This window comes from Chitinophaga horti, from assembly GCF_022867795.2.
Classification (GTDB): domain Bacteria; phylum Bacteroidota; class Bacteroidia; order Chitinophagales; family Chitinophagaceae; genus Chitinophaga; species Chitinophaga horti.
Genome location: NZ_CP107006.1, coordinates 1,206,191 through 1,229,952, shown reverse-complemented (window position 1 = coordinate 1,229,952; position 23,762 = coordinate 1,206,191). Strand labels below are relative to the sequence as shown.

The following is a 23,762-nucleotide window of genomic DNA, read 5'->3' as shown; positions in this document are numbered from 1 at the left end:
CCTGTTTCCCTCCCATTCATATCGATACATATTCCTGAACTGCCGCTACTGGCGCCCTTTTCCGTCGAAAGTAGCCTTTTATTCTACTGTTAGTCCGCAGTAAGTAGCCAGTTAGTAGCCAGATAGTCCGTTCTAACCAGGCAGAAAATGCGTACAAAATTATCCCTACTTTTGCCCCGTTACTGCCTATGCAACAAACCATTCATTACTTCCTTCACTTCGGCTTCCCGCTGCTTATTGCGCTGGCTTTTTACAGGCCTGGGTGGTTAAAGGCGTATATCATCCTGTTGCTCACGATGCTGGTAGACCTGGATCATTTACTGGCCAATCCCATTTTCGATCCCTGCCGTTGCAGTATCGGGTACCACCCTTTGCACAGTTACCCGGCGATGTTTGGGTATGCCCTGTTATTAATATGGCCGAATACCCGGTTAGTGGGCATCGGCCTATTATTACATATGATTACGGACGGGATTGACTGCCTGTTTATTTCTTCTTCTTTTTAGGAATGGCTACACAGCATTGCCCGTTTTTGTTGAGCGGACTTACCAGGTAGGTACCGTTTACCTTGTTATCGATCATTTGTGTATACTCCGCATCGAAGGCTACGTGCCCTTTTTTGATCTCGTAGAACTCGGCGGGCAGGTAATACAGTGAATCGGCAGACGGGTGTGGGGTAGCTACTTCGCTGCCACCAAATTCGAGGTAACCGTCGCGGTCGAAGTCTTTAACGTCGGAGGCTACGACCGAGGTGATGGAGTCGGCGCGGGAGAAGACGATGTTGAATACGTTAAGGCGGTTCTTTTTACCTGCTTCGCCGAGGGTTTCGATGAAGAGGAACACCGAGTTTTTATCTTCCACCAGCTTATTTCGTTTGCTTTTATACACGATATTGTCTGTTGCGAACTGGTGGGCGCGCTGGCCGTTTACGAAAATGGTGCCCTGGTAAACGCCGATCATTTGCGACTGGCCGCTTTTAAAGTTCAGGCGATTGGTGGTAGACTGGGCCATGGCCGGCAGGCTCAACAGCATCAGGATAACGATACGGGAAATCATAGTTTTTTTTTGCTTTTGGACACGAAACATAGCATTTTTTTCTGATTTGCCGGGCTTCCATAGGGTAATTGTTAGCGCATCCCCCGAAAACTTATTTAAACTCACCTTTTACTTCGAGTAGTTTTTCGCGGGTGAGTGGTTTGTTCAGGAACTGGCATACGTACGGACTGCTCAACGCACGCTCCTTATCTTCAGGGTGCAGCGAAGACGACAGCATCACGATAATACACTTGCGCTTCACGTTTTCCGGCAGCTTCTGGTACTCGTCCAAAAACTCGAAACCATTCATACGGGGCATATTGATGTCCAGGAAAATGAGATCGGGCAAGGACTCCTGGTTGGTGGCATTTTCGTTCAGGTAGCCCAAGGCACTGGTGGCAGAATCGACCGTTACCACTTCTTCCGCGAAGGCGGTTTTAGCCAGGATGCGTTCTGCCAGGATGCGATCGATGTCGGCATCGTCTACGATCATTACTTTACTAAAGTCAAATTCGGGCTGCTCCATACGTTACTGTTTTAGGTGGCGAAGGTCGGGTAAAAATATACTAAATAGGGTGCCCTCGCCGGGATAAGAGTTTAACTGGATAGTACCCCGCAATTTTTGCACCGTTTCCTGCACGAGGTATAGCCCCATGCCAGAGCCAGCTGATTTGTCGGACACGCGGAAGAACATCTGGAAGATCTTTTCCTGGTACGCCGGCTCAATGCCGATGCCGTTGTCTTTCACTTCGAGCATAACGCCGCCGCTCACGGTGTAAACCGCCATCTCTGCATAGGAGTCGCCTGCATTGGGGTTATGGTATCGTATGGCGTTAGATAAAAGGTTACTGAGTATGATGTAAACGCGACTTTTGTCAGACACAAAGGGCCGTGTGAGTTTCACCCGGGTGCGGATGTCGACCGCGCCTTTATTGCTGCTCATGAACTTGAGGTTATTACGCACATCGTCCAGCAGGTCGGCGAAGTCGATCTGGCCCGCACTTATTTCCATACGGGCGTTGCGGGAGTAGTCGAGTATGTCCAGGATGAACACGTCCAGCTTGTCGATGCTGCGTTTCATCAGTTGAAGGTCCGCCGTAAATTCGTGGTCGGCGTTATCCGCCATCATATAAGAAAGTAAGCCGGATACCGACGCCAGCGGGGCACGCAGATCGTGCGACACGCTGTACACAAAACGGTCCAGCTCCTCGTTGCTCTTTTTCAGTTGCTCGTTGGTCACGAGTAGCGCCAGTTCCGCTTCCTTGCGCTGGGTAATATCGGAGGTAAGTCCATCGATGCGCACCAGCCGCCCGTCCATATCCAAAGTAGGTGTAATACGGGCCTCTATCCACCGGATGCCGCCGTCGCCATGATGGATGCGATATTCGTTCGTTACGCGCTCGCCCTGTGCCAGTTGTAATTCGCTGGCGTATACAATGCTCTTATCTTCTTCTACAATAATATCCATCCACAACCGGCTATTATTGATAAATGCATCCGAGTCATACCCATACAGCTTTTTGCTGCCGGGCGACATGAGTAGTATTTTATTATGTACGCGATCTACCGAGAAGAACACCTCTTCCACATTCTCCATCATGATGCGCAGCTGCCGGGTGGCTTCCCACAAATCGGATTCTGTTTTCCGCAGGTCCGTAATATCGACCGCAATGCCCAGCACCGTAACAGGCAAACCCGTTTCCTGGTCGCGTATCACCTCCCCGATATCGCGTAACACCTTTTGTTCGCCCTTATTGTTCGTCATCCGGAACTCAATATCAAAATGAGAGGTAGAGGCCAGTGCCTGCGACACGGCCGCCTCATAAGGCTGGCGATCGTCGGGATGCATGAAGCTGAGATAGGTTTCGTATGTGAGCGGAATGTCGATCTCCTCCACACCAAACATCCGCTGCAACTCATCTGACCAGTAGTTCTCATTGGTTTTGATGTTACCATCGGGACGCGCCTCCCAGCTGCCTGCCTTCGCTACGGATTGTATCGTTTTAAGGTGCCGGTTCTCGTCCGCCAGTTTGCCCATGGCATCAAACTCCTTGCTGATGGCCGCCAGCAGTTCAGCATAGGCATCGGAAGGTGGTTCTTGTAAGTGTTTATTGATAAGGCGCTGCAGTTTCGGATTCATATCGTGGTATCGGTTAATACTTCCACAAAAAACTATCCAGCACGCATATGTCAATGGGCAGCATTCTTCTATTAACAGTCGATTAACAAATAAAAAAGCCGCAGCTCTTCACAGGCTGCGGCTCGTACACAAATAGTTTTACTATTTCAACACTTCTTCCAATGCTTTATCCAATGCTTCGCCGCGCAGGTTCTTCGCAATGATCTTTCCATCAGGACCGATCAGGAAGTTAGCCGGTATAGAGCGGATGTCGTACTGCCTGGAAACGGCATTGTCCCACCAGTTAAGGTCCGACACGTGCGACCAGGTAAGGCCATCGTCGTGGATTGCTTTGATCCATTTGTCTTTGTCGCCGGGGCGATCGAGCGACACACCCAGTACGGTGAAGTTTTTATCCTTATATGCCTGGTAAGCCTTTACAACAGCCGGATTCTCTTTACGACATGGTACACACCAGCTTGCCCAGAAGTCGATGAGAACATATTTGCCACGGAAGTCTTTTAGCGCCACCGGGTTGCCCAATGTATCGTTCTGCGTAAACTCCGGCGCTATTTTACCGATCGCCGTTGCGCGGGATGCATCTACCGAATGCTGCAGCTTTTTGGCCACCGCGTTATTTTTAGCAGCAGGCTTCAGGGATTTGAGCGCTTTATCGAGCTGGTCCATATTTTCGTAGCGCAGTTGCATAGACAATACATAGGCGCTTACCGGCGATGCCGTATGTTCGCTGATCCACTTTTCGTAAAGTGCCTTACGCTCTTCTTCCAGTGACTCCGACGCTTTACGGGCGGCGTTAAAACGGACCGTATCGGTTTTGTAAGTGGCGCTCATCTCTTTGCTAAGCTCGCGCAGCTTAGCCAGCAAAGGTGTTTGGCCTAATTTGCTCAGGCTGTTCTGATCAGCAGCGTATGCAGGACCGCTGTAGGTCGCATCATCCAGTTTAGGGCTTTTGCTGCTTACCTTCAATTTGCCCGGTTCCATGTAAAACAGCAGGCTGCCGGCCGATTGTCCTCGCCCTGCACGCAGGAACCATACGTCTCCTTCTTTAGCAGCGGAATTGATAACGAATTTGCCGCCTTTTATTTCGGCAGAATCGGAGTTGCCGCCACCAAGGCGCGACAGGTAAATCCTGGTACCATCGGGCACTCCGGCAAGGTTGCCTTCCAGCGTAGCTTGCGCGAAGGCGCTAACGTTGCACAGCAGGATGGCGGGTAACAGTACTTTCTTCATATGCGTCTTTTATTTAAATATGGATTGTAACTGGGCGTCCATCTTCGCATCATCCTCTTCTCCCCCACTATAACGACCAATAATATTACCTTCTTTATCGACCAGTATCTTCGTTGGCAAGGTAGCAATGCCGTAGCGTTTTGACAAGTCATTCGGATTAAAAATACCCGCCATCAGCTTTTCCCTGTCCATCCCCCGCAGCACATGCTTCCAGATGCCGATGCCATCGTCGTTTACCGCCTTACGCCATGCATCCGGTTTGCTGTCATCGTCCGATACACCAACGATCTCGAAGCCTTTGTCCTTATACTCGGCATATAACTTTTTCAGGTGCGGATTGCCTTTGCGGCAGGGTAAACACCAGCTGGCCCAGAAGTCGATCAGCACATATTTGCCTTTATAGTCTGCCAGGTTAAAAGGTGCACCGTTAATGTCGGTAGATGCGAATGCATAGGCTGTTGTGCCCGGCACGCCGATCTTACGACGTTCGAGTTCGTCGTGCATACTTTTGCCGATCGTTGTTTTCAGATCAGCCCCCAGACCGTCGTAATACTTTTGCAGCTGGTCGGTTGGCAGCGACATTGCATGCCCGCGCAGCAGGTAAGCAGCCAGATAAGTATCGGGATGTTTATCGATGTAAGCAAAATCAAACTTCTTCATCTGCTCCTGGTAAGGCTTTAAGCCTGATTTCATTTCCTGGAACTTAAAGTTGTCGATCTTGTTCACCGAATCGAGTTTACGCATGAACGGCTCCCACTCCTTTTTCAGCGCGGCCTTTTGTTTGTCAAGCGCCGCCATCTCGTTCTGTGTAACAGAGCCCGTCATCTTAATGTCTTTGAACTTGTTGGCAGTAACGTCCACCGTCATATCAGCCGGTTCGAGGAAGACATAAGCGATATTGGGGTCGTCCATGCTACGCGCAGCGGGGTTACCCAGCAAGCCGGCCATCGTGGTGCCAGACAGGTTACCGGAGAAGGCAAACGCACCGTTTACCACCCTGGCACTGTCCTTCAGGTATTTACCCGAAGCATCGGCGTATTGAAGGTAGATGTGGCTGATCGGGCTACCGTGATACTTGCCTTTGAGCGTAAATGGCTTTTGGGCAGATGCGGTGACTGTCGTCAACACCGCTGCGGATAAAAACAATGTGTGTTTCATAACTATTGTTCGTTTTGAGTAAGGTTACCATTGCCGGTGATTTCGTCTGCCGGTATACGTTGCAGTATTTTCGGGTCCGTGGCACTGATGTTCATCGTACCGGAGCTACCGGATGTATAGTTACGGATCATCGGCAGCCCGTTACGGAAGTAATCGAAGCTGTTATGTCCTTCAAACGCCAGTTCCATCCGGCGTTGTTTGAGTATCTCATTGAACAGTGGCAGCCCGGTGATATTAGCCGTATCACCGATACCAGCGCGGTTGCGGATGACATTCAGGTCGGTAAGCGCCGCGCCATTGTCACCCGCCTTTACCGCCGCCTCTGCGCGGTTCAGGTACACTTCTGCCAGGCGCAGGTAGCGGTTGGGCGATGGACTATAAATCGATACATAGCCTAACATGTACTTAACACTGGCCAGCGTATCGTTCGGGTTGCCGGGCGTCACATTTTTCACGAAGAATTTTTTACGCAGATCAGCAGGCTGGTATTGCGCCAGCAGATCTGGTGAAGGGCGATACAATCCGCCACTATAATTGATCTGAGAAGGCATCGCGAACAAGCTGGAGATGGAGCCATTGTTATACTGGGCGTTTACTGCGAAGATGTCTTCTTTGTTGCCCGGTGCGTCAGATGCATAGTAGCTCGTATATGCAGCGCCCTGTAACAGCGTGTAACCTCCATGCAGGATCACCGAATCAGCATACTCCCGGGCTTTTTTATTAGCCTCCACATCTGGCTGGGTGAAAGTACCGCCCATGTATAAGTATACGCGGGAGAGCAGGCCAAACACCGCATAGCGGGATGCGAAACTGTTCGTTTTCTGGGCCTTCAGTAAGGGCAACGCCGCCTGTAAGTCGGCGATCACCTGTTCATACACCTGCTTCACGGTCGCCCGTGGCGGCGCGAATGCCGTACCATTATTAGCGGTGGTCACCAACATCACGGCCGGACTATTCGCCGCGTCCTGGTAATAAGGTTTGCCATATACGCGGGAGATGTTAAAGTACACGTATGCGCGCAGGAACAATGCTTCCCCTTTTGCCTGCAGGATTTCGGCATTCGTTTCTTCGGGCTTAACATTGTCGAGTATTTTGTTGATGAGCAGTAACGCCTGGTAGCTGCCGCGCCAGTAATCGTGGGTATAGGACAAGTCCTTTTCCGCAGAATTAAGGTAGTTGAAGGCGTTCGTGTTTTTGTTTACACCCGCATCCAGTGCGCGGATGTTGTTACCATGTGCCTCGCCCAGGAACAGCTGAATGTCGTTATAGTTGAAACCTCCGGTTACAGCAAGTCCCGCAATACTGGAATAAGCGCCCCATAAGGCTCTCGTATAACCGGCTGGTGACGAAAACTGTTGCTCTTCGAAGATCACGTTATGCGGACGCAGCTCGTCCAGCTGTTTGTTACAGGATGCACCTGCCAGCGACAACAGCAGCAGTGCGGATATATAGTATCTTGATTTTTTCATGTGATTACGCTTTTCAGATTAAAACCCAACATTAATACCTGCTACGAAACGACGCGGGTTAGCGAAGCCTGTACCTACACCGCCAAAGGCCGTATTGCTGCTCAGCGTTGCGCCTTCCGGATCGGCCCCTACAAAGTCCTTACGTTTCAACACCCACAGGTTATCGCCGCTTACGTAGGCGCTGAACTGCTGCATTTTCCATTGCTGGATGAGTTTACGCGGCAGCTCGTACGTAAAGCGCACATTACGCAAACGCGCGTGGCTCGCGTCGCCCCATAGGCGGGAGGAGCGGTAAGTGAGCGCACTCCATGCATTGGGGTTGGTGCTGAACACATCCGGGTAATTAGCTTTGGTATCGCCGGGGCCTTCCCATACGTGCTGGTTATCGCCGAATAATACGTTGTTACGGCCCAGGCGCGGCGCCGTGGGCGACTGAAAGTTGTTCACGAGCGACATCATCACATAGTTACCATACTGGAACCACCATTCGGCGCTGAGGGTGAACTGGCGGTACTTAAACGTATTGGTAAAGCCGCCGAAGAACTTCGGGGTAGCAGAACCTACGGGGCGCCAGTTGGCGAGGTTGGTGGTAGCGCCAATGCCCTCCACATCTACTGCCTTACCGGCGGCATCGTAGTTACGGTGGATCATGTTCCCATTATCAGGGTTGATGCCTACGAACTCGATGGCTTTGATCACGTTGATGTCCTCTCCCAGCTTGCGGTAATAAGTATTGGAATAACTGTCGCGCAGTGAATCCTGGTAAAGCGAAGTGAGTTCATTCTTATTAAAGCTGATGTTGAAGTTGATCATCCAGTTGAAGTCCTTCGTTTTCACAGCGTGGCCGTTCAGCATTAATTCAAGGCCTTTGTTCACGATCTCTCCAACGTTCTGGTACTGGGTGAGCGAGCCTTGTGCGGAGGTAAGGCTCACGTTCTGTAACAGGCCACTGCTTCGTTTATGGTACAGATCGATCGTTGCATCAATCCTGTTCCACACGCTTACATCGAGGCCTACGTTCGTGCTATACATGGTTTCCCATGAGATGTCGGGATTCGCCAATTGGGAGATCGACGAACCGATGTTGCTTTGCGCGCCGTAACGCGGGCCATCTGTATAGAACGTCGTATTAAGATAGCCATCGCCCAGGTCGCGGCCGGAAGTGCCGTACACTGCGCGCAGTTTCAGGTTGTTGATCGCTTTTACGCCATCGAGGAAACCTTCACGCGAGAGCAGCCAGCCGCCGCTGATGGAATAGAACGTGCCATACCTTTTTGCGCGGCCGAAGTTGGTCGTCGCATCTGTACGTACGGAACCGGATGCGAAGTAGCGCTGATCGTAGTTATAGTCTGCCTGTCCGAACACGGAAAAAGTAGCCCGCTCCTGCAGGCTGCCGATTGGCGCTGCGGGTGGCGTAGCCGGAGTATAATAAGCCAGGTACACCGCGCTGCCGTAACCTTTGGCAGCACCGGCATTACGTTCGCCAGGCAATACATTATACATATCGGCGGCCATCACTTCGGTGGTACGTTTGCCCCACTCCTGCCCAGCCAGCACGGCCACTGAATGTTTGCCAAAGTATTTGCGGAAGTTGATGGTATTGGAAGTAAGGTAATCGGTATAACGGGTATCGCGGATGGTAAGGGTACCGTTCGGGATAATCAGGCTGGCAGCGTTGAACAGGTATGGATAACCGCCAAACTTTCCGGAATAGGAACGCGGATCGAGGTAAGAATTGGCGTTCGTATTCATGTAGTTGATGGAGTTGGCGCTTTGCACAGACAACCAGGGGAACAGGTCGTACTTCAGTTTGATGGCACCCAGGTGGTTTTGCACACGGGTGATCGCGGTATTGTCGTACGCCGTTTCGGCCAGGAAGTTCTGCGTCCAGGTGGTAAACACCGGTCCGTAGTTGCTGGATTGCTTCACGGGCAGGCTATCGGCATATGTTCCATCGGCCTTGTAAGGGCTCTGGAAAGGCTGGATCATGTACAACTCGGGAATGCCATTACGTTTGATGGTTTTATCGATAATAGAGCTTACGTTGAACGCCACAGAAAACTGTTTGCTTACCTGTTGGTCGATGTTCAGACGAACGCTTTTGCGATCGAAACTGTTATCGTACAGGGCGCCATTTTCTTTATACCAGGCTACTCCGCCGTAGAACTTCGTCTTATCATTACCACTGCTGATGTTCAGCTCTGTATTACGGAAGTTGCCATTGCTATAGATCGCATCTTCCCAGTTGAAATTATTTGCTTTATCAGCATCGTTGTACACGCGGCGTTGCTGGATGAAGTCGGCCACGTTAGGGAATTGCGCCTGTATAGACGGCGTTTGCTCCCAGTATCGCTGCATTTGTTTATCCATGAAGGAGATCAGCTCCGTCGTATTCATAAAACGGATGTCACGCACGGGCTGGATCATGCCATATTGCATATTCAGGTTTACGCCGGTGCGACCTGCCTTACCCCTGCGGGTGGTGATCACAATGACGCCCTGCGCTGCGCGCGAACCGTAGATCGCGGTGGAGGAAGCATCTTTAAGGATCGCAATATCTTCTACGTCGGCCGGGTTTACGGCGTCCTGCATGTTCTGGTAGTTCGTGATCACACCGTCCACCACGATCAACGGACCGAAGTAACCGTTCGTCGGTGTAGCCATAGACGACTGTCCGCGTTCGATCACCTGTCCCTTTGCGCCGGACTCACCTGAGTTTTCGGTAATATACAAACCCGTGGTTTTGCCTTTCAGCATAGATAAAGCGTTGGGCGTAATCACACTGTTCCGCAGCTGCTCGCCCGTAACGCGCTGCACGGCGCCGGTGAGTTCTTTGGCGCTTTTAGCAGTGTAGCCGGTGATAACCGTTTCTTCCAGTTTGGATGCGGTACGCTTCAGCACTACACTTAACGCTTTGCCCGCACGGGCTTCCACCGTTACCGGTTCGTGGCCGATAAAAGAGAACTGCAGTTCCGATCTGTCGGGCGCATTGAGACTGAACGACCCGTTATCGTTCGTGGTAGCAGTAGTAGTTACGCCCGTTGCGGTGGGCAGCACCCGAACACTCACGCCCGGCAGCGGCGTACCGCCATCATCGGTGACACGCCCCGACAACAAAAACTGGATGCTCTCGTTGGGCACTGCATTACTATTATTCAAACGCTGCTTCGCGGATACCACGATGTACTTGTTGTCTTTAATCGCGTATGTAAGGTCCTGGTTGGCGAACAATAATGCCAGTACGCCATTGAGTGGCGAATTGATCGCATTGACCGTAACCGGACGGGCACCTTTCAGCTGGTCTCTGCCATAAATGAAAGTGTAACCTGTTTGTTTTTCGATTTCTTTAAATGCTTTGGACAACTGCTCGTCGCGCAGTTTCAATGTTACGGTTTGTGCCTTGAGGGCGATGGTAGATAAAAGAAGTAAGATGGACAAGCACCCGGTTTTTAATAACCGCTGCGAAAGGCTGGTTGGCAGGCATGAGGAGCCCTGCTGGACTTTATGCCAGGCATTAAAAATCATACATTAGATTTTGGGTGATAAATAATCGCTACAAAGAATAGTTGCCGTACAACACCGCCGTGCTAAGCCTGGCGGCATTGTTCATCTACACTAGATAATGGTTCGTTGTTGTTACCTGACGCAGCTGTTCATCAGGAGTTTACTGTTATTGTTTTGCCGTTTATTTTAAAATGTACTAGCCCTGTTAATTCAAATAACTCCAACACTTTGCTTAATGGCACCTCACGCGAGATGGTGCCGTTGAATCGCTCCTTTACTGCTCCTTTTTCATATACGACTTCCAGATCATACCACCTGTCGAGTTGTTTCATGACGTCTTCTATGGAGGCGTCGTTAAACACGAACATGCCATTCTTCCACGCTATGGCCGCCGTTACATCTGCATCCTGCTGCAGTTGTACGCCATTGCTGCCGGAGCGGGCCTGCTGACCCGGACGTAGCAACGTTCCGTCTGCCTTTACTGCACCATTCACCAGCGTAGTTGTGATCACCTCATCTTCTTCGTACGCACTGGCATTGAACTCCGTTCCTAATACTTCTACTTTACGTCCGCCCGGCATTTTTACAATGAAGGGGCGCAACACATGCGGCGCCACTTTAAAATAGCCTTCCCCTCTCAACTCCACCACTCTTTCGTTTCCGGAGAGCGTTGTTTCGTAGTATAATGAGCTGTTCGCATTCAGCCATACTTCTGTGCCATCCGGCAGTACCAACTGGAACTTACCTCCTTTAGGCGTGGAGAGCTTATTATATTTAAGCGGTCCGGGTATGGTACTATTCACCGTATACGCAATACGTCCGGGCGCAATGTTCGCAATGTACTGGCCCTGTTGCGCTATCTGACCGTTACCGGCATCGTCGAGTACTACCTGCTTACCATCGTCGAGTGTGAGCACGGCGCGGTTGCTGCCAGGCTGCACATCGTTGGCGTAACGGGCGGCCGCTACCGCTGGTGCCTGCGGGCGTGGCCAGAACTGGTAAGTGGCCGTCGCTGCCAGTACCAATACTGCCGCGGCGGCGGTCCAGCGTAGTAAGGGGCGCCTCCAGAAAGGTTTTGCCGTACCTGCCGTTACATCTTTTAAACGCTCCACCATCCGGTCTAACGCCACCTGCTCGTCATGCCAGGGCAAAACCTCGCCGGAAAACGCCATCAGCGTTTCCTCCGCGATACCGTCGTAACGGTCGTCCTTCAGCAATTCAGCCAGCTCCGCAGCCTCCGCACCGGCAATCGTACCTTGATAGTACCTGCCCAGGAGCATACGGACTTTTTCTTCGTTTTCCGTTAACATGGTGGAATAGATGAAATGATTAATTGGTTGCAACAATGATATAACTAACGGGAAATGGTTTAGGACTAGTCCCCGCTAAAAAAATATAAAAAAAGTTCCCCGTTGGCTGATAAACCCGCGTACAGACTGCAATGCCTTTACCAAATGGTTCTTGACCGTATTGGGCGAAAGGTGCAATTTTTCTGCTATTTCGGGTATCGACAGTTCCTCGTACCGGCTGAGGCGATATACTTCCCGCTGTTGTGGCGGCAGGCGTAACATGGCCTCTTGCAGCAGCAGGCCACTTTCTTTAAAATGCAGCCGTTCTTCCGCTTCGGTAGCACGCGACGCTTCCGGCTGCTCCAGGTGGCGGAGCAAATTGCCTTCGAGGGCCATCTTCTTAATGTAAGTAAGGGAAAGATTGGAAGTAACGGTAAACAGCCAGGCGCGTAAGTTATAGAACTGCTCATAGTCATGACGGCGCTGCCAGAGGCGAATGAATGCCTCCTGCACAATATCTTCGGCTACCGCCCTGTTTTTTGTTATACTCACGCTGAAAGGCAGCAGGTGCGGAAAATAAAAACGGACGATCTGTTCGAATGCCCGTTCATTGGAACGTCCTATTTCCGCCAGCAGTTCCTTTTCGTTACTTAGATGCTCGGCCATTCGCACTCCACTTATGCGGTCATTTTGGTTGAAATCGGTATAAATGTAGTGAAAAAGGATTTGCAAGGCAACCTTTTCAGGCAGACAGGACTCCGCACAAAAAAGGCCGCACCAATAGTGGTGCGACCTTTACTACATGGTTGGTACTAAAATTATCTTCTCTTCCTGATCAGCAGCATGGCCGCTACGCCCAGGGCGATGAGGGCAGGCAATACACCTACCAGCAGCCATTTAATCGCATTGGCGCCACCTGCGGATACCAGGATGGCATCGTCTTTAGAAGGCTCGCGGTATACGCTTACCGGGTACTCATCGTGACTGAACCAGCGGAACATTTCCATCAAAAACACAAAATTGGCTGTTTGCGGGTTGCTGCGCAGCAGTTCGGCATTACTCATAAAATCGGCATCGCCGGATATGATGATGCGCTGCTCTTTCGGCCCCACTGTTCTTTTCAAAGCTGCTACTACGGGGAATGCACCGCGCTCGTCTTTCAGATCGGCGTTGAAGGTGACCGTGCGCAGACTATCGGCAATGGGCCCTACGCGACGGAGGGAATTACCGGCGTTCGTAGCCACGAGCGGTGTGATATCAAATGCACCGCCGCCCGTCCATGACAAGGTAGCTGCGCCAGGAAACACCATACCAGCCTCCAGTCGCGGCGATGGCCTGCTGCCGAGCAACTGCATGCCCTGCGTCGTCATCGGCGCCTGGAACAACGAAGGCGCAAAGTCCTCGCTACGTTGCAGCACAATGCCGTCGTCGAGTTTCACACCCAGCAGGTCGAGCACCGGCTGCACATTTCCACGGTGTGTAGGTTCGCCGGCGATGAGCAGGTTACCGCCCGCATCGATATACTGCTTGATTTTTTCCAGCTGAGCAGCGTCATATGGTGTAAGCGGATCTGCGATCACCAACACGGCTGCATCAGCCGGGATACTTTCACCTGGCGTAACTTCTACCGCATCAAAACCCTGGTTAACGAGAGAGTTACGGAAGGTAATTTCAGCAGTAGAAAGTTTGATGTCTTTATCGCCCATGCGACGCAGGCTTCTTTCATTATGACCGATAAGGAAAACGGCCTTGGCAGGACCTTCTACCAATCGTTTCAGTGCAGCGGCAGTTTCCTGTTCGCCGGGTTGGCGCATCAGGTCGTCGAACATGCGCAGCATCGTGCTTTTGCCGTTCCAGGTCAGCTTGCGGACCAGGCGGTTTTGTTCACCGCTTAAATCGATCTGCTTTTTAATTTCTGCAGGTGACAGGAACATGTCGAAGTCCAGCTTCATGGTTTTAGCCATCTGCCTGGCTACTTCGGGAGCCGGCACGCCTTTATAGCGAGCAAACAGGTCGTCGTTTTTGGTGGTATCGTAGTAGTATACATACTTCACCTCGATATCCGGCTTAAAGCGGAAGTACTGGTCGTAACGGGACAAATCACTGTTGCGGGACATTGGCAAACCAGCGAAATAGTTTACGTCCAGCAGGTTCACGTACGTTGTAATTTCCAGCGGGCCTTTCAGTTTGCTGACGATATCGCGTGTAACAGGTGTGAGCGTGCGGCGTTTGGTGGCCGTCATATCTTTATAAACAGATAAAGTCGGACGGGAAGTAATGTAGCCCAATCCCAAAGCGACAGCTATGAGCAAAGCGTAACGCATACTTTTCACCAGCAATGGCTTAGATTCCCTGTCGCCCCGCAGCTTGAAGATAGTGAGCCCTACGAACAGGACGATCACGATCAGGAAGTAAAACACGTCCCTGCTGGATACCAGTCCGCCGATAAACTCATCTACCCTGCCCGAAATCGATAAGAAGTAAGTGATGTCACGTACGAAATCGATGTCCTGCCACAATTTACCTACATAGTTAAGGCCCGCCAGCAGTGCCAACGTACTAATGGCCGCCACTACCTGGTACGTGGTGAGCGATGACATGAACAAGCCGATGGCCGCGTATGCGCAAATCTGCAGGAAGAGGCCCAGGATACCGGAGTACACCAGCGACAGATCCGCGTCTTTTACGGAAATGGCTGTCATGACCGCCAGCAACACAAGGCTCAGCATCAGCAACATGCAGTAGAACACCATGGCGAGGTACTTACCCCATACCACGGCACTCACTTTTACCGGTGATGAATACACCAGTTTGATGGAGCCACTGCCGGTTTCGCGGCTGATAAGGCCCATCGTGAGCAAAGGGATGTACAGGTACAGGTAATCTTTTATTTTAGTGAAGATGCCGAAGTAGCTGGCAAACATGGTATCGGTAATACCCGGCCTGGAAGCCCCCATCTGGTGTGTGCGTTCCATACGTTCCAGCATGGCGCTGAACTCCCATCCACCCTGCACCATAAATATGATCAATACCACCCAGGCTACCGGGGAGTAAAACAGGTTGCTCAGTTCCAATTTGGCTATCCTGAAAGTCAATTTCATCGTAACTATTTTATCTTATTTGACAATTTTGCAAAAATCTCTTCCAGTGAACTTCTTTCGAGATGCAGTTCCTGTAAACGCCAGCCACGCTGTACACTTATTTCGATCATCTTTTCCGCGATAGCAGGTGCTGTGTCGAAGCTTACCCTTACCTTATTACGGCCCAGTACCTTCGCCTGCGTAACGCCTTCGATGGCGAGTAATTCCGTCAGCGGTGGCAGATTTTCGAGGAACAGCAACATCGATGAAGGAGCTATATAGTTATTGAAATCATCTACGGTACCGCTAAATACCATCTCTCCATGTTCGATCATCTTAATGGTATCGCAGGTAGCCTGTACCTCCGCGAGAATATGGGAGGAAAACAATACCGAGCGGTCTTCCCCGATCTCTTTGATCAGGTTGCGTACTTCGGCGATCTGGTTAGGATCGAGACCGTTCGTGGGTTCGTCGAGTACGACGAGTTTGGGTTTGTGAATAATCGCTTGTGCAATGCCTACGCGCTGCTTGTATCCACCGGAAAGATTTTTGATCAGCCTTTTGGAGAAATGTGCTACGCCGCAACGTTCTTTCGCTTCCTGCATCGCCGCCTTAATTTTATTATCGGGGATGAGGCGCATGTAGGCACAATGGCGCAGGTATTCGTCTACAGTCAGATCGAGGTACAGCGGTGCGTTCTGTGGCAGGAAGCCGATTTGTTTCTTCGCTTCCAGCGGTTGTTTACGAAGGTCGATGCCGTCGATCAGCACCTCTCCTTCGGTTTGATTCAATACGCCGCAGAGGATGTTCATGGTGGTGGATTTTCCGGCGCCGTTAGAGCCCAGGAACCCCGTCACCCCCTTCTGCCTGATCTCCAGGTTAATGTCGCGTATCGCCCAGGCTTTGCTGTAGCGGTGCGAAAGGTTTTCGATGTTGACAATACTTGTATTCATACACAAAATTTCCTTTGGTAATGGCAATGGCTACCGCTACGCCACCATGGTGAACGAAGAAAATAACCTTATGTAAAAGAAACCCGGAGCGCCGTAAGCGCCCCGGATGGGAACTATAGATAATCCGGGTTTTGTTCCAGGTTTGGATTGGCATTAATGGAACTCTGTGGCACCGGGAAGTAAACTGCTTTGGGCGTCCACGTAGGTTTTATGGCTCCTATCACAGCGTTGGAACGGCCAGTGCGACGCAGATCGAACATACGATGACCATATTCGCAGAAAAGCTCATGCCGGCGTTCTTCTTCCAGCTCGAGCGTAAGTACCGCGGGATCCGTTGAGGTGCTGGCATCCAGGCCTGCACGCTGGCGTACCACATTCATATCCTCACGACCATCGATCGGGCGCTGCAAGCGCAGGCGTGCTTCTGCGCGGATCAGGTATTGTTCTGCCAGGCGAAAAACGGTAGGCGCTTCTAAACGAACGGTGTTGGCCGCGCCGTTACGATACTTGTAAGGCTGGTAGGTGAGTACACCCAGGTAGGTAAATTCGCGCACCCAGTTCGTGCGGCGGATATCGGCGGCCACAAAACTGTTACGGAGCGAAGGTGTCATTGAATACTGGGTATATGAGGCACCGAGCGTTACGCCTAAGTTGGTGTAACCGGAGGTCGCGTTCAGGTAACTTCCAAACTGGAAGATCGCTTCGCTGTTATTCCGCACCATAATATCCTGTATGGCGGTGCGTGGACGGATGGTGAACAGGCTGTTATCGATCAGTTTCGTGGCTTCCTGTTCTGCGAGCGCCCATTGTTCGGTGTACAGGTATACTCTTGCCAGCAGCGCGCTTGCCGCCCATTTGGTAGCCACCGTACGGGAGCCGCTCTGCGAAGTAAAATCTGCAGGCAACACATCGCGCGCCGCCACCAGGTCGGCTACGATCTGGCGATAAACACGGGCAGCAGAATCTTTCGGCAGCAACGCTGTTTTGGTTACATCGGTTTCCAGCACCAGCGGCACATCCTTAAACAGGTTGGTAAGATAGAAGTAACAGAGTCCGCGCATAAACCTTGCATTGCCGGTGATCTGTGTTTTTACAGAATCAGATAAAACGGTTGATGCCTGTACCCCTTCTATCACCGCATTAAAACGATAGATACCGCTATACAGGTCCGACCACATGCTGTTGATCGTATTCACACCACTGGTGGTAGACAGCGGCATGTAGGTATTCAGCGACACTTCATCAAAATTGGCACCGGCAGCGTAGGTAATTTCGTCGGCGGCCATACCGGTGAGCAGGGTCAGGTTAATACCGAATGCCTGTGAATTGGCGGTGGAGCTCATCGCGCCGGAGAGCGCAGACAAGGCCAGCTTTTGTGAGCCAAATACTAATGGTGTCGACATCTCAGTGACCGGCGGATCGATCTCGATCAGTTTTTCACAGGCAGACAGGCTACCTGCTACCAACAATCCCGCTATAATACGTTTGCTATATTTAAACATCGTCATCTTCTTTAGAGTGAAATTTTTAAACCTGCAGTGATCGTGCGCAAAGGCGGCAGCGACAGTCCCTGTGTTTCGGGATCGAATCCTTTATAAGACGTGAGCGTTAACAGGTTTTGTCCCTGTACGTACACCCTGGCCGCGCTCAGGCGAATTTTACGGGCCATTGCGGCAGGCAGATCATAACTGATCGCGACGTTTTTCAGGCGGATGAAAGAGGCGTCTACACGCATGATATCTGAGCTGAACAGGTTGCCGAATGCCACGTTGTAATTGGAACGCACATGGCGTTTCTGAACGGGCTCAAGTGCGATGTACCGCTCCAGTGCGTCTTCCGACAGGTTTAAGATATAACCCGGTGCATACGAAGTCGTGGTTAAGATATCGCTACCCTCCTGCTTCACGAACTGCAGCATGAAGTCGAGCGCGAACTGTTTGTAGGTAAAGGCGTTATTAAAACCACCGAAAAACTTCGGATAGTTTGTACCATAGAAGTCACGGTCGCCGCGCCCGATCGGGAACAGACCAAATGAGATGGTGTTGTTTTTATCCAGGTCGGCTACAGTGGGTAAACCAGTGGTAGCATCGATGCCGGTATACTGGTAAGTATACACACTGGAGAGCGGGTTGCCCACGATGTAGCTCGTGTAGTAAGAGCTGGCCCGGATGTTCGGGAACGATTTCAGTTTGTTGCGGTTGGCCGACAGGTTGAAGTTGCTCGTCCAGGTGAAATCCTTTTTCGTGATGTTGGACGTGCTCAATGTAAATTCCCAACCACTGTTTTGCACCGTAGCCGGCAGGTTGGCCTGGTAGCTGGAGAAGCCCGCCTGCGCGCTGATCGTGTAGTTGATCAGCTGGTTAGACGACTGGTGCTGATAGTAAGCCGGTGTGAAACGGATACGATCGTTGAGGAAGCCTAATTCCAACGCTACTTCCGCCTTTTGTGTTTCTTCCCAACGGAAGTCGTTGTTCGCAATACGGGTAGGTACGAGGCCTGTGTAACCGTTGTAGTTATAAGAGCTGGAGCTGTAAGAATCGAGGTACATATAGTTACCGATATTGTCGGAACCGGTAATACCGAAGCTGCCGCGCAGTTTACCGTTGCTCAGCCAATCCTGTCCGGCCATGAACGGCTCGTCAGAGAATATCCAGGCGGCACCGATAGAACCAAAGTTACCAAAGCGGTTATTCGGACCGAAACGGGAAGATCCGTCGCGACGGAACACGCCATTCAGTACATAACGATCATTGTATACATAGTTTACCCTCGCCAGCAGAGAAGCGAATTTGTAATCTGTTGCGCTGGAACGGGTGCTTACAGTCGCTGCAGAGGAAATGTTTTCCAGGAAATCATCGGATGTGAAGTCGTTAGCCAGGGTATAGAATGGCTGACGTGACTTACGGTATTGCCATGAACCGCCAACGAGTGCAGACAATTTGCCTTTACCGAAAGTACGTTCGAAATTCAGCTGTGGTTCAACAATGTAGTTGTTGCTGACGCCATATGCAAATATCGCGCGGGATACTGCCGTTGCTTGCGTAGGATCCTGCGAAATGCGCGGTGTGAGCTGCGTTTGGTCCATATCGGCCCTACCGAAACCACCCATCACTTTAAGGTCTAAACCGTCGGCGAGTTTGTAGCGTACCGTAAGACTGCTATTTAAGTTCGAGCTTTTGTTGCGGTTCGTACGCATCATCGCTCCCAGCGGGTTCTGGAAGAACGTATTGAAATAGAGCGAACCATCCGGATTATACAAAGGGAAGTTCGGAGCCAGCTGGTAAGCGCGGCTGGTAAGGTCCTCTACTGCCAGCGTATTATTATCAGCCACGTACATAGCAGAAAAGCCTACCTGCAGTTTTTCGTCCAGCGAACGGTGGTTCACACTGAAGTTGGCAGAGCCGCGTTTGTAGAACTTGTCCATGTAGTATACCGTCGTTTCATGATGGTACGAGCCGCTGAGCAGGAAGTTGGTACGTGCATCGCCACCGGAAAGCGTAATGTTAGCATCCGTAGCTTTGGCCGTATTACCGATCAACAGTTCCTGGAAGTCCGTATAAGCGTTTTGGTCCCAGGTCACCAGGTCCGGCGCATTGTTCACTGAGGGTGTTTCCCCTGAATTCTGGAAGCCGAGTTTACGCATTTCGAGGTACTCAGGCGTCTTGAGCGTAGGCATCATACGCATCACGTTGGAAACACCTGAATTTACGCTCAGATCGAGGCGTGTTTTACCGGCGCGGCCTTTTTTAGTGGTGATGAGGATAACCCCGTTCGCTCCGCGGGAACCATAGATCGCCGTGGCGTCGCCATCTTTCAATACTTCTATCTTTTCTATATCTGAAGGGCTGATGCTGTTCAACGGGTTGGTAGAACCATTGGCCCCGATAATCTCTGTACCTGTTTGTGCATTGATCGCCTCCGACAGGAATGGCACTCCATCAATCACATATAAAGGAAGCGAAGCACGCGCCATGGAGTTTACACCACGCACCTGTACCGCAAACGCCGAACCCGGGAAACCATTCGCCTGCACAATGCTAAGCCCCGGCATGCGGCCCTGTAAGGCCTGCAGCACGTTCGTAATTGGCTGCTTTTCGATGGCTTTAGCATCTACACTCGCCACGCTGCCTGTAGAGAGGCGCTGCGATTCCGTATAATATCCTTTATTGACCACGACTTCGCCCAGGCTGCTTATCGCAATTTCCAGCACGATGTTTACGCGGTAGGCATTGCCCTCACGCGACATCGTAACGCCTTTCGCCTGCGAAGCATTCATGGGAACCAGCGCCAGTCCTTCGCCTGCCTTCACCACTTTCAGCTCCATCGGGCTGTAGCCTAGTACAGATACCTGCATGATCATGCCTTCGCGCATGGCGAGTACTTCAAAAGTGCCCTGCGTGCTGGTAGTGGTACCACCTAAGCCAATCACGCGAACCGTCGCCCCTGCGAGCAATTCGCCGGCCTTATTTTTTACTACTCCCCTTACGTCGACCATTGGTGGCGGTATGGCAGCATCCAGGATGGACGAAGCAACGCGTTTCTTTTCGGAGAGATAGATCGTTTTTCCTTCTATAAGATAACTAAGCGGCGCGTCGGCCAGTACCAGGTCGAGGAAAGGTGCCAGCGACATGTCCCGTACCGATACCGATACCGGTTTAATGTCCTGCAACACTTCCCGTTTATAGAACACCACGTAGCCGGTTTGCTTTTCTACGGAATCAAATATTTTCTTTAACGGCACATCTTTCCCGGAGATGGTCACGCTTTGCGAGAACCCGGTTGCCTGCACTTGCAGCAGCACTGCTGTTAAGAGGATCACTGTTAATTTCATTACCCGAAGTAGATTTGGTTGGATAGCCGTTCTTTGCTGCGGTCGTTGTGGCAGGGACATGAGAAGCCCCGACCAATTAGCAGTTTTTTGCATAAATTGCATCGTTTGGTTGTTAAAAAGGAGTTCAAAGCGAATTTTTACGGGCCAGGCGCGACCGGGAGTGTAGCAGCACTGCCGGTTTTGTTTTTTATGGCCGTTTCTCTAAAGTTCAGATCATTGGTTGTTCCTATTCATTATATATCGATTTTGGTTTTGCTTATTTATGTACGACCAGCTTCCTGCCCGCCTCCAGCCGGAAGTGAACGCCGGTTGCTTCTAACCCTCTTAGTAACCCGGCAAGACTTACATCACGGCTCATTTTACCGCCGAATACGATGTTAGCCAAACCCGGTTCATATTCCACTTCTATATCGTACCACCTGGACAATTGCCGCATCACTTCCGGCAGTGTAGCGCCTTCGAAGTTAAATACGCCGTTTTTCCAGGCCATTACCTTATCTATATCTGCCAGTACTACGCGCAGGTTGCCCGTTAGTTCGGCCGTGTTGCCCGGCTTCAGCAGCGTGCTTTGGTTAGGCCCCGTCACCTTTACGGCGCCTTCCAGCAAAGTGGTATTGAGTGCGGCTTCATCTGCATAAGCGTTGATGTTAAACCTCGTACCTAATACCGCTACCTCTGCCCTGCCCGGCACCTCTACAAAAAACGGCGCCTGCTCATTTTTACCGATCTCAAAGTAAGCTTCCCCGGTTACCTGTACCCGCCTTTCCTTACCAGTGAATGCAGTCGGGTAACGCAGGGAGCTCTCTGCGTTCAGCCACACTTTGGAGCCATCGGGCAATATCACGTTAAACTGCCGGCCCTTGGGCGTGGCAATACTGTTAAAACTATTGGCCGCTCCCATGCCTTCATAGGCCAGTTGTCCATTTTTAAGTACGGTTTTTACGCCCTGCTGGTTGGCTATTTCTCCGTTTCCGAGGCTGTCCAGCACCACGGTGCTGCCATCAGCCAGGGTGAGAATGGCGCCTGGTTTAGCAGGTGTAATGTCTGCCAGCTGCGGCGTAACGGAGGTTAATGGAGCCTGTTGCGCCTGCCAGTACCAGGTACCACCTGCCAGCAAAGCCACTACGGCAGCAGCGGCTACCCAGCGGTAACGCATACGGCGTACGGGTACCTCACGTGCCTGGATCTTCTGTTGCACACGTGCCCAGTTATCGTCAAATGATATATGTTGATAATCCTTTAAGTCCTGCTGCGGCCAGTTGCCGGCCACTATTTCTTTAAATACTTCCTGGTTACGGGCATGCACGTTCAGCCAATCGTTCAGCGCCTGCTGCTCGGAAGCGTCCAGGTCCAGGCCCGCCCAGGATTTGTATAAAACGCGGATCAATAAAGGAGAGATGTCAGAATTTGGCTGCATATAATACTAAAACGACCCAGTTGCCAAAGTGCAACAGAAAAAGAAGAATTATTTTTTCAGCATAGCCAGGAGGAGCAAAACCACTTCGAGCAGCTGCTTTTTCGAGAGCAGTTTCCGGAGCTGTACCAGTGCCCGCGACTTCTCCATGCGCACATGTGCTTCGGAAAGGGCGAGCAACGAGGCGATCTCGGAAGTTTTCTTTTCCTCCAGGAAACTCCATTCGAGTATCTGGCGCGAGCGTTCGGGCAGACTGTTTAATTCGGAAACGATCAGTTGCAGCAGTTCTGCCTGTAATATGCGGGCATCCACGGAAATGTCCGGCTGGTTCACTATTCCTGTAATGGTATCTTCGGCATTGTTCACTACCTGCCGGTGTTTGAGTAAATCGTAACAGGCATTACGGACGGTAATATATAAATATGATTTAATAGCGCCGAAGCTCGTAAACTGCGCCCGCCGCTCCCATAACGCGGCAAAAGCGGTACTGGCCACATCTTCGGCTTCCTCCTTTTGGCCGAGAAGTTTATGCGCAAAGTAGCAGAGTGGCCTTAACTGTTCATTGAAGATAGTTCTGAAGGCCAGCTCGTCACCCCTGGCGAAGCGTGTGATGATATCCGGATCGTTATAAAGCTGCTGATTGATCAAAATGGCATTGTTGGCCAGCTAATTGCATTCGCATCAAATTTAGCTAAAAACATTTAAAGCAGACGGGGTAGCCTGGCATCTGTATTCAAAAATTACCTATTTTGGCCTGCAAAAAAAGGAAATGAGACAATTATTGTTGTTATCCCTGGTGGTGATCTTCCAGCTGCCAGCATACGCACAACCCACTGCAAAAAATGAGATCCCCTTCCAATTACTGCCTTCCGGCCATCTCCTGGTATCTGCTTCTGTAGCGGGCGTAGAAGGTAAATTCATTTTTGATACAGGTGCCGGCCTTACGGTATTTGTCAAAACTTATTTTGATAAATTACCTGATGTGATAAAGGAAGATGGCGGTTACACCGGCTTCCGCGCCACCGGCGAGCGGCTGGACATTGACCTGTATAAGGTGCGTGATTTTCACTTCGGCCCGATTCGCAAAGCCGTAGAAGAAATCAGTTATTTAGATGCGAACCTCGGTGGCATCGATGGCATCATTTCCCTCAAAGCACTGGAAAGCGGGCCTTTTACGATCGACTATACGAAGAAAGTATTACGTATAGAATCGCCGGCAGCACTCGCAGGCATCCGTAAAACTGCGAAAGTGATCCCGGTACAGCTGGAACAATCGCGCGACAAATCGCTTACGCTGTTTTCTTATTTTAAAGTGAACGATACCCTTAACCTGCAATTGTCGCTGGACAGCGGCGCGGGTAAAGACGTATTCCGCCTCAGCTCCAGATTTACAAGTGCACTGGGCGTAAATGTGAACGACACCACCCGCGTTCGAAAGATCGAGAAACGCAGCGAGATTGATCAGAACCACATCTCCCATATTTACGTGACGAAGTTAGACAAGCTGGCCTCGACCAACGCGCCTTCCGTCGATACGCGCAACTTCCCGGTGCAATTCGTAGAGGGATTGATCTATGATGGCATCATCTGGATCAACTGGCTTGGACAATCCGTGACGTTCGATTTGCAAAATAAGGTGTTACTTGTTAAACGATAAAA

17 protein-coding genes are annotated in these 23,762 nt (G+C 51.0%); 2 read left to right on the top strand and 15 right to left on the bottom strand.

All coding sequences use genetic code 11. The annotated features are described in order from the left end of the window. Positions 1-188: 188 nt before the first annotated feature. A complete protein-coding gene (locus tag MKQ68_RS05110) occupies positions 189-506 on the top strand; it encodes a DUF6122 family protein (RefSeq protein WP_264282350.1) in 318 nt (105 codons plus the stop codon). Here the strand turns inward: MKQ68_RS05110 and MKQ68_RS05105 are convergent. From MKQ68_RS05105 to MKQ68_RS05035, 15 genes are all read right to left on the bottom strand, one after another. Next, positions 487-1,056: a hypothetical protein gene (locus MKQ68_RS05105; protein ID WP_264282349.1), complete on the bottom strand. Its 570-nt coding sequence runs from the start codon at positions 1,054-1,056 to the stop codon at positions 487-489. The genes MKQ68_RS05110 and MKQ68_RS05105 overlap by 20 nt on opposite strands. A 91-nt stretch (positions 1,057-1,147) precedes the next feature. Further along, a complete protein-coding gene (locus MKQ68_RS05100) occupies positions 1,148-1,561 on the bottom strand; it encodes a response regulator (protein ID WP_264282348.1) in 414 nt (137 codons plus the stop codon). A 3-nt stretch (positions 1,562-1,564) separates the two neighbouring features. Then, positions 1,565-3,175, bottom strand: coding sequence for a sensor histidine kinase (locus MKQ68_RS05095; RefSeq protein ID WP_264282347.1), 1,611 nt, complete (start codon positions 3,173-3,175; stop codon positions 1,565-1,567). A 141-nt stretch (positions 3,176-3,316) separates the two neighbouring features. Beyond that, positions 3,317-4,405, bottom strand: a complete 1,089-nt coding sequence (locus MKQ68_RS05090; protein WP_264282346.1) for a TlpA disulfide reductase family protein — start codon at positions 4,403-4,405, stop codon at positions 3,317-3,319. 9 nt (positions 4,406-4,414) lie between these two features. Then, positions 4,415-5,563 (bottom strand): TlpA disulfide reductase family protein, encoded by a 1,149-nt coding sequence (locus tag MKQ68_RS05085; RefSeq protein ID WP_264282345.1) that lies wholly within the window; start codon positions 5,561-5,563, stop codon positions 4,415-4,417. A gap of 2 nt (positions 5,564-5,565) precedes the next feature. Further along, positions 5,566-7,032 (bottom strand): RagB/SusD family nutrient uptake outer membrane protein, encoded by a 1,467-nt coding sequence (locus MKQ68_RS05080; protein WP_264282344.1) that lies wholly within the window; start codon positions 7,030-7,032, stop codon positions 5,566-5,568. A gap of 18 nt (positions 7,033-7,050) precedes the next feature. Continuing rightward, entirely contained in the window at positions 7,051-10,470 is a 3,420-nt protein-coding gene (locus MKQ68_RS05075; RefSeq protein ID WP_264282343.1) for a SusC/RagA family TonB-linked outer membrane protein, read from the bottom strand. A 218-nt stretch (positions 10,471-10,688) separates the two neighbouring features. Further along, on the bottom strand, positions 10,689-11,846 hold the full coding sequence (locus MKQ68_RS05070) for a FecR family protein (protein WP_264282342.1): 1,158 nt from the start codon (positions 11,844-11,846) through the stop codon (positions 10,689-10,691). Between the two features lie 75 nt (positions 11,847-11,921). Then, on the bottom strand, positions 11,922-12,491 hold the full coding sequence (locus MKQ68_RS05065) for an RNA polymerase sigma factor (protein WP_264282341.1): 570 nt from the start codon (positions 12,489-12,491) through the stop codon (positions 11,922-11,924). A 152-nt stretch (positions 12,492-12,643) separates the two neighbouring features. Then, complete coding sequence (locus tag MKQ68_RS05060; RefSeq protein WP_264282340.1) at positions 12,644-14,926, bottom strand: Gldg family protein; 2,283 nt, start codon at positions 14,924-14,926, stop codon at positions 12,644-12,646. 5 nt (positions 14,927-14,931) lie between these two features. Then, positions 14,932-15,858: an ABC transporter ATP-binding protein gene (locus tag MKQ68_RS05055; RefSeq protein WP_264282339.1), complete on the bottom strand. Its 927-nt coding sequence runs from the start codon at positions 15,856-15,858 to the stop codon at positions 14,932-14,934. Positions 15,859-15,971: 113 nt separating this feature from the next. Continuing rightward, positions 15,972-17,366, bottom strand: coding sequence for a RagB/SusD family nutrient uptake outer membrane protein (locus tag MKQ68_RS05050; protein WP_244845786.1), 1,395 nt, complete (start codon positions 17,364-17,366; stop codon positions 15,972-15,974). A 5-nt stretch (positions 17,367-17,371) separates the two neighbouring features. Further along, on the bottom strand, positions 17,372-20,689 hold the full coding sequence (locus MKQ68_RS05045) for a SusC/RagA family TonB-linked outer membrane protein (RefSeq protein WP_264282338.1): 3,318 nt from the start codon (positions 20,687-20,689) through the stop codon (positions 17,372-17,374). Between the two features lie 256 nt (positions 20,690-20,945). Beyond that, positions 20,946-22,106, bottom strand: a complete 1,161-nt coding sequence (locus MKQ68_RS05040) for a FecR family protein (RefSeq protein WP_264282337.1) — start codon at positions 22,104-22,106, stop codon at positions 20,946-20,948. 48 nt (positions 22,107-22,154) lie between these two features. Continuing rightward, entirely contained in the window at positions 22,155-22,751 is a 597-nt protein-coding gene (locus tag MKQ68_RS05035; RefSeq protein WP_264282336.1) for an RNA polymerase sigma factor, read from the bottom strand. A gap of 121 nt (positions 22,752-22,872) precedes the next feature. Here MKQ68_RS05035 and MKQ68_RS05030 point away from each other — a divergent pair, with 121 nt between their 5' ends. Further along, on the top strand, positions 22,873-23,760 hold the full coding sequence (locus tag MKQ68_RS05030; protein WP_244845806.1) for a pepsin/retropepsin-like aspartic protease family protein: 888 nt from the start codon (positions 22,873-22,875) through the stop codon (positions 23,758-23,760). The last annotated feature ends 2 nt before the right edge of the window (positions 23,761-23,762 follow it).

What these genes read in the sequence shown, in the direction of transcription:
- MKQ68_RS05055 (WP_264282339.1), bottom strand. Translation starts at nt 15,858, where the DNA reads ATGAATACAAGTATTGTCAACATCGAAAACCTTTCGCACCGCTACAGC.
- MKQ68_RS05050 (WP_244845786.1), bottom strand. Translation starts at nt 17,366, where the DNA reads ATGACGATGTTTAAATATAGCAAACGTATTATAGCGGGATTGTTGGTA.
- MKQ68_RS05060 (WP_264282340.1), bottom strand. Translation starts at nt 14,926, where the DNA reads ATGAAATTGACTTTCAGGATAGCCAAATTGGAACTGAGCAACCTGTTT.
- MKQ68_RS05090 (WP_264282346.1), bottom strand. Translation starts at nt 4,405, where the DNA reads ATGAAGAAAGTACTGTTACCCGCCATCCTGCTGTGCAACGTTAGCGCC.
- MKQ68_RS05080 (WP_264282344.1), bottom strand. Translation starts at nt 7,032, where the DNA reads ATGAAAAAATCAAGATACTATATATCCGCACTGCTGCTGTTGTCGCTG.
- MKQ68_RS05110 (WP_264282350.1), top strand. Translation starts at nt 189, where the DNA reads ATGCAACAAACCATTCATTACTTCCTTCACTTCGGCTTCCCGCTGCTT.
- MKQ68_RS05030 (WP_244845806.1), top strand. Translation starts at nt 22,873, where the DNA reads ATGAGACAATTATTGTTGTTATCCCTGGTGGTGATCTTCCAGCTGCCA.
- MKQ68_RS05070 (WP_264282342.1), bottom strand. Translation starts at nt 11,846, where the DNA reads ATGTTAACGGAAAACGAAGAAAAAGTCCGTATGCTCCTGGGCAGGTAC.
- MKQ68_RS05095 (WP_264282347.1), bottom strand. Translation starts at nt 3,175, where the DNA reads ATGAATCCGAAACTGCAGCGCCTTATCAATAAACACTTACAAGAACCA.
- MKQ68_RS05105 (WP_264282349.1), bottom strand. Translation starts at nt 1,056, where the DNA reads ATGATTTCCCGTATCGTTATCCTGATGCTGTTGAGCCTGCCGGCCATG.
- MKQ68_RS05040 (WP_264282337.1), bottom strand. Translation starts at nt 22,106, where the DNA reads ATGCAGCCAAATTCTGACATCTCTCCTTTATTGATCCGCGTTTTATAC.
- MKQ68_RS05045 (WP_264282338.1), bottom strand. Translation starts at nt 20,689, where the DNA reads ATGAAATTAACAGTGATCCTCTTAACAGCAGTGCTGCTGCAAGTGCAG.
- MKQ68_RS05065 (WP_264282341.1), bottom strand. Translation starts at nt 12,491, where the DNA reads ATGGCCGAGCATCTAAGTAACGAAAAGGAACTGCTGGCGGAAATAGGA.
- MKQ68_RS05085 (WP_264282345.1), bottom strand. Translation starts at nt 5,563, where the DNA reads ATGAAACACACATTGTTTTTATCCGCAGCGGTGTTGACGACAGTCACC.
- MKQ68_RS05100 (WP_264282348.1), bottom strand. Translation starts at nt 1,561, where the DNA reads ATGGAGCAGCCCGAATTTGACTTTAGTAAAGTAATGATCGTAGACGAT.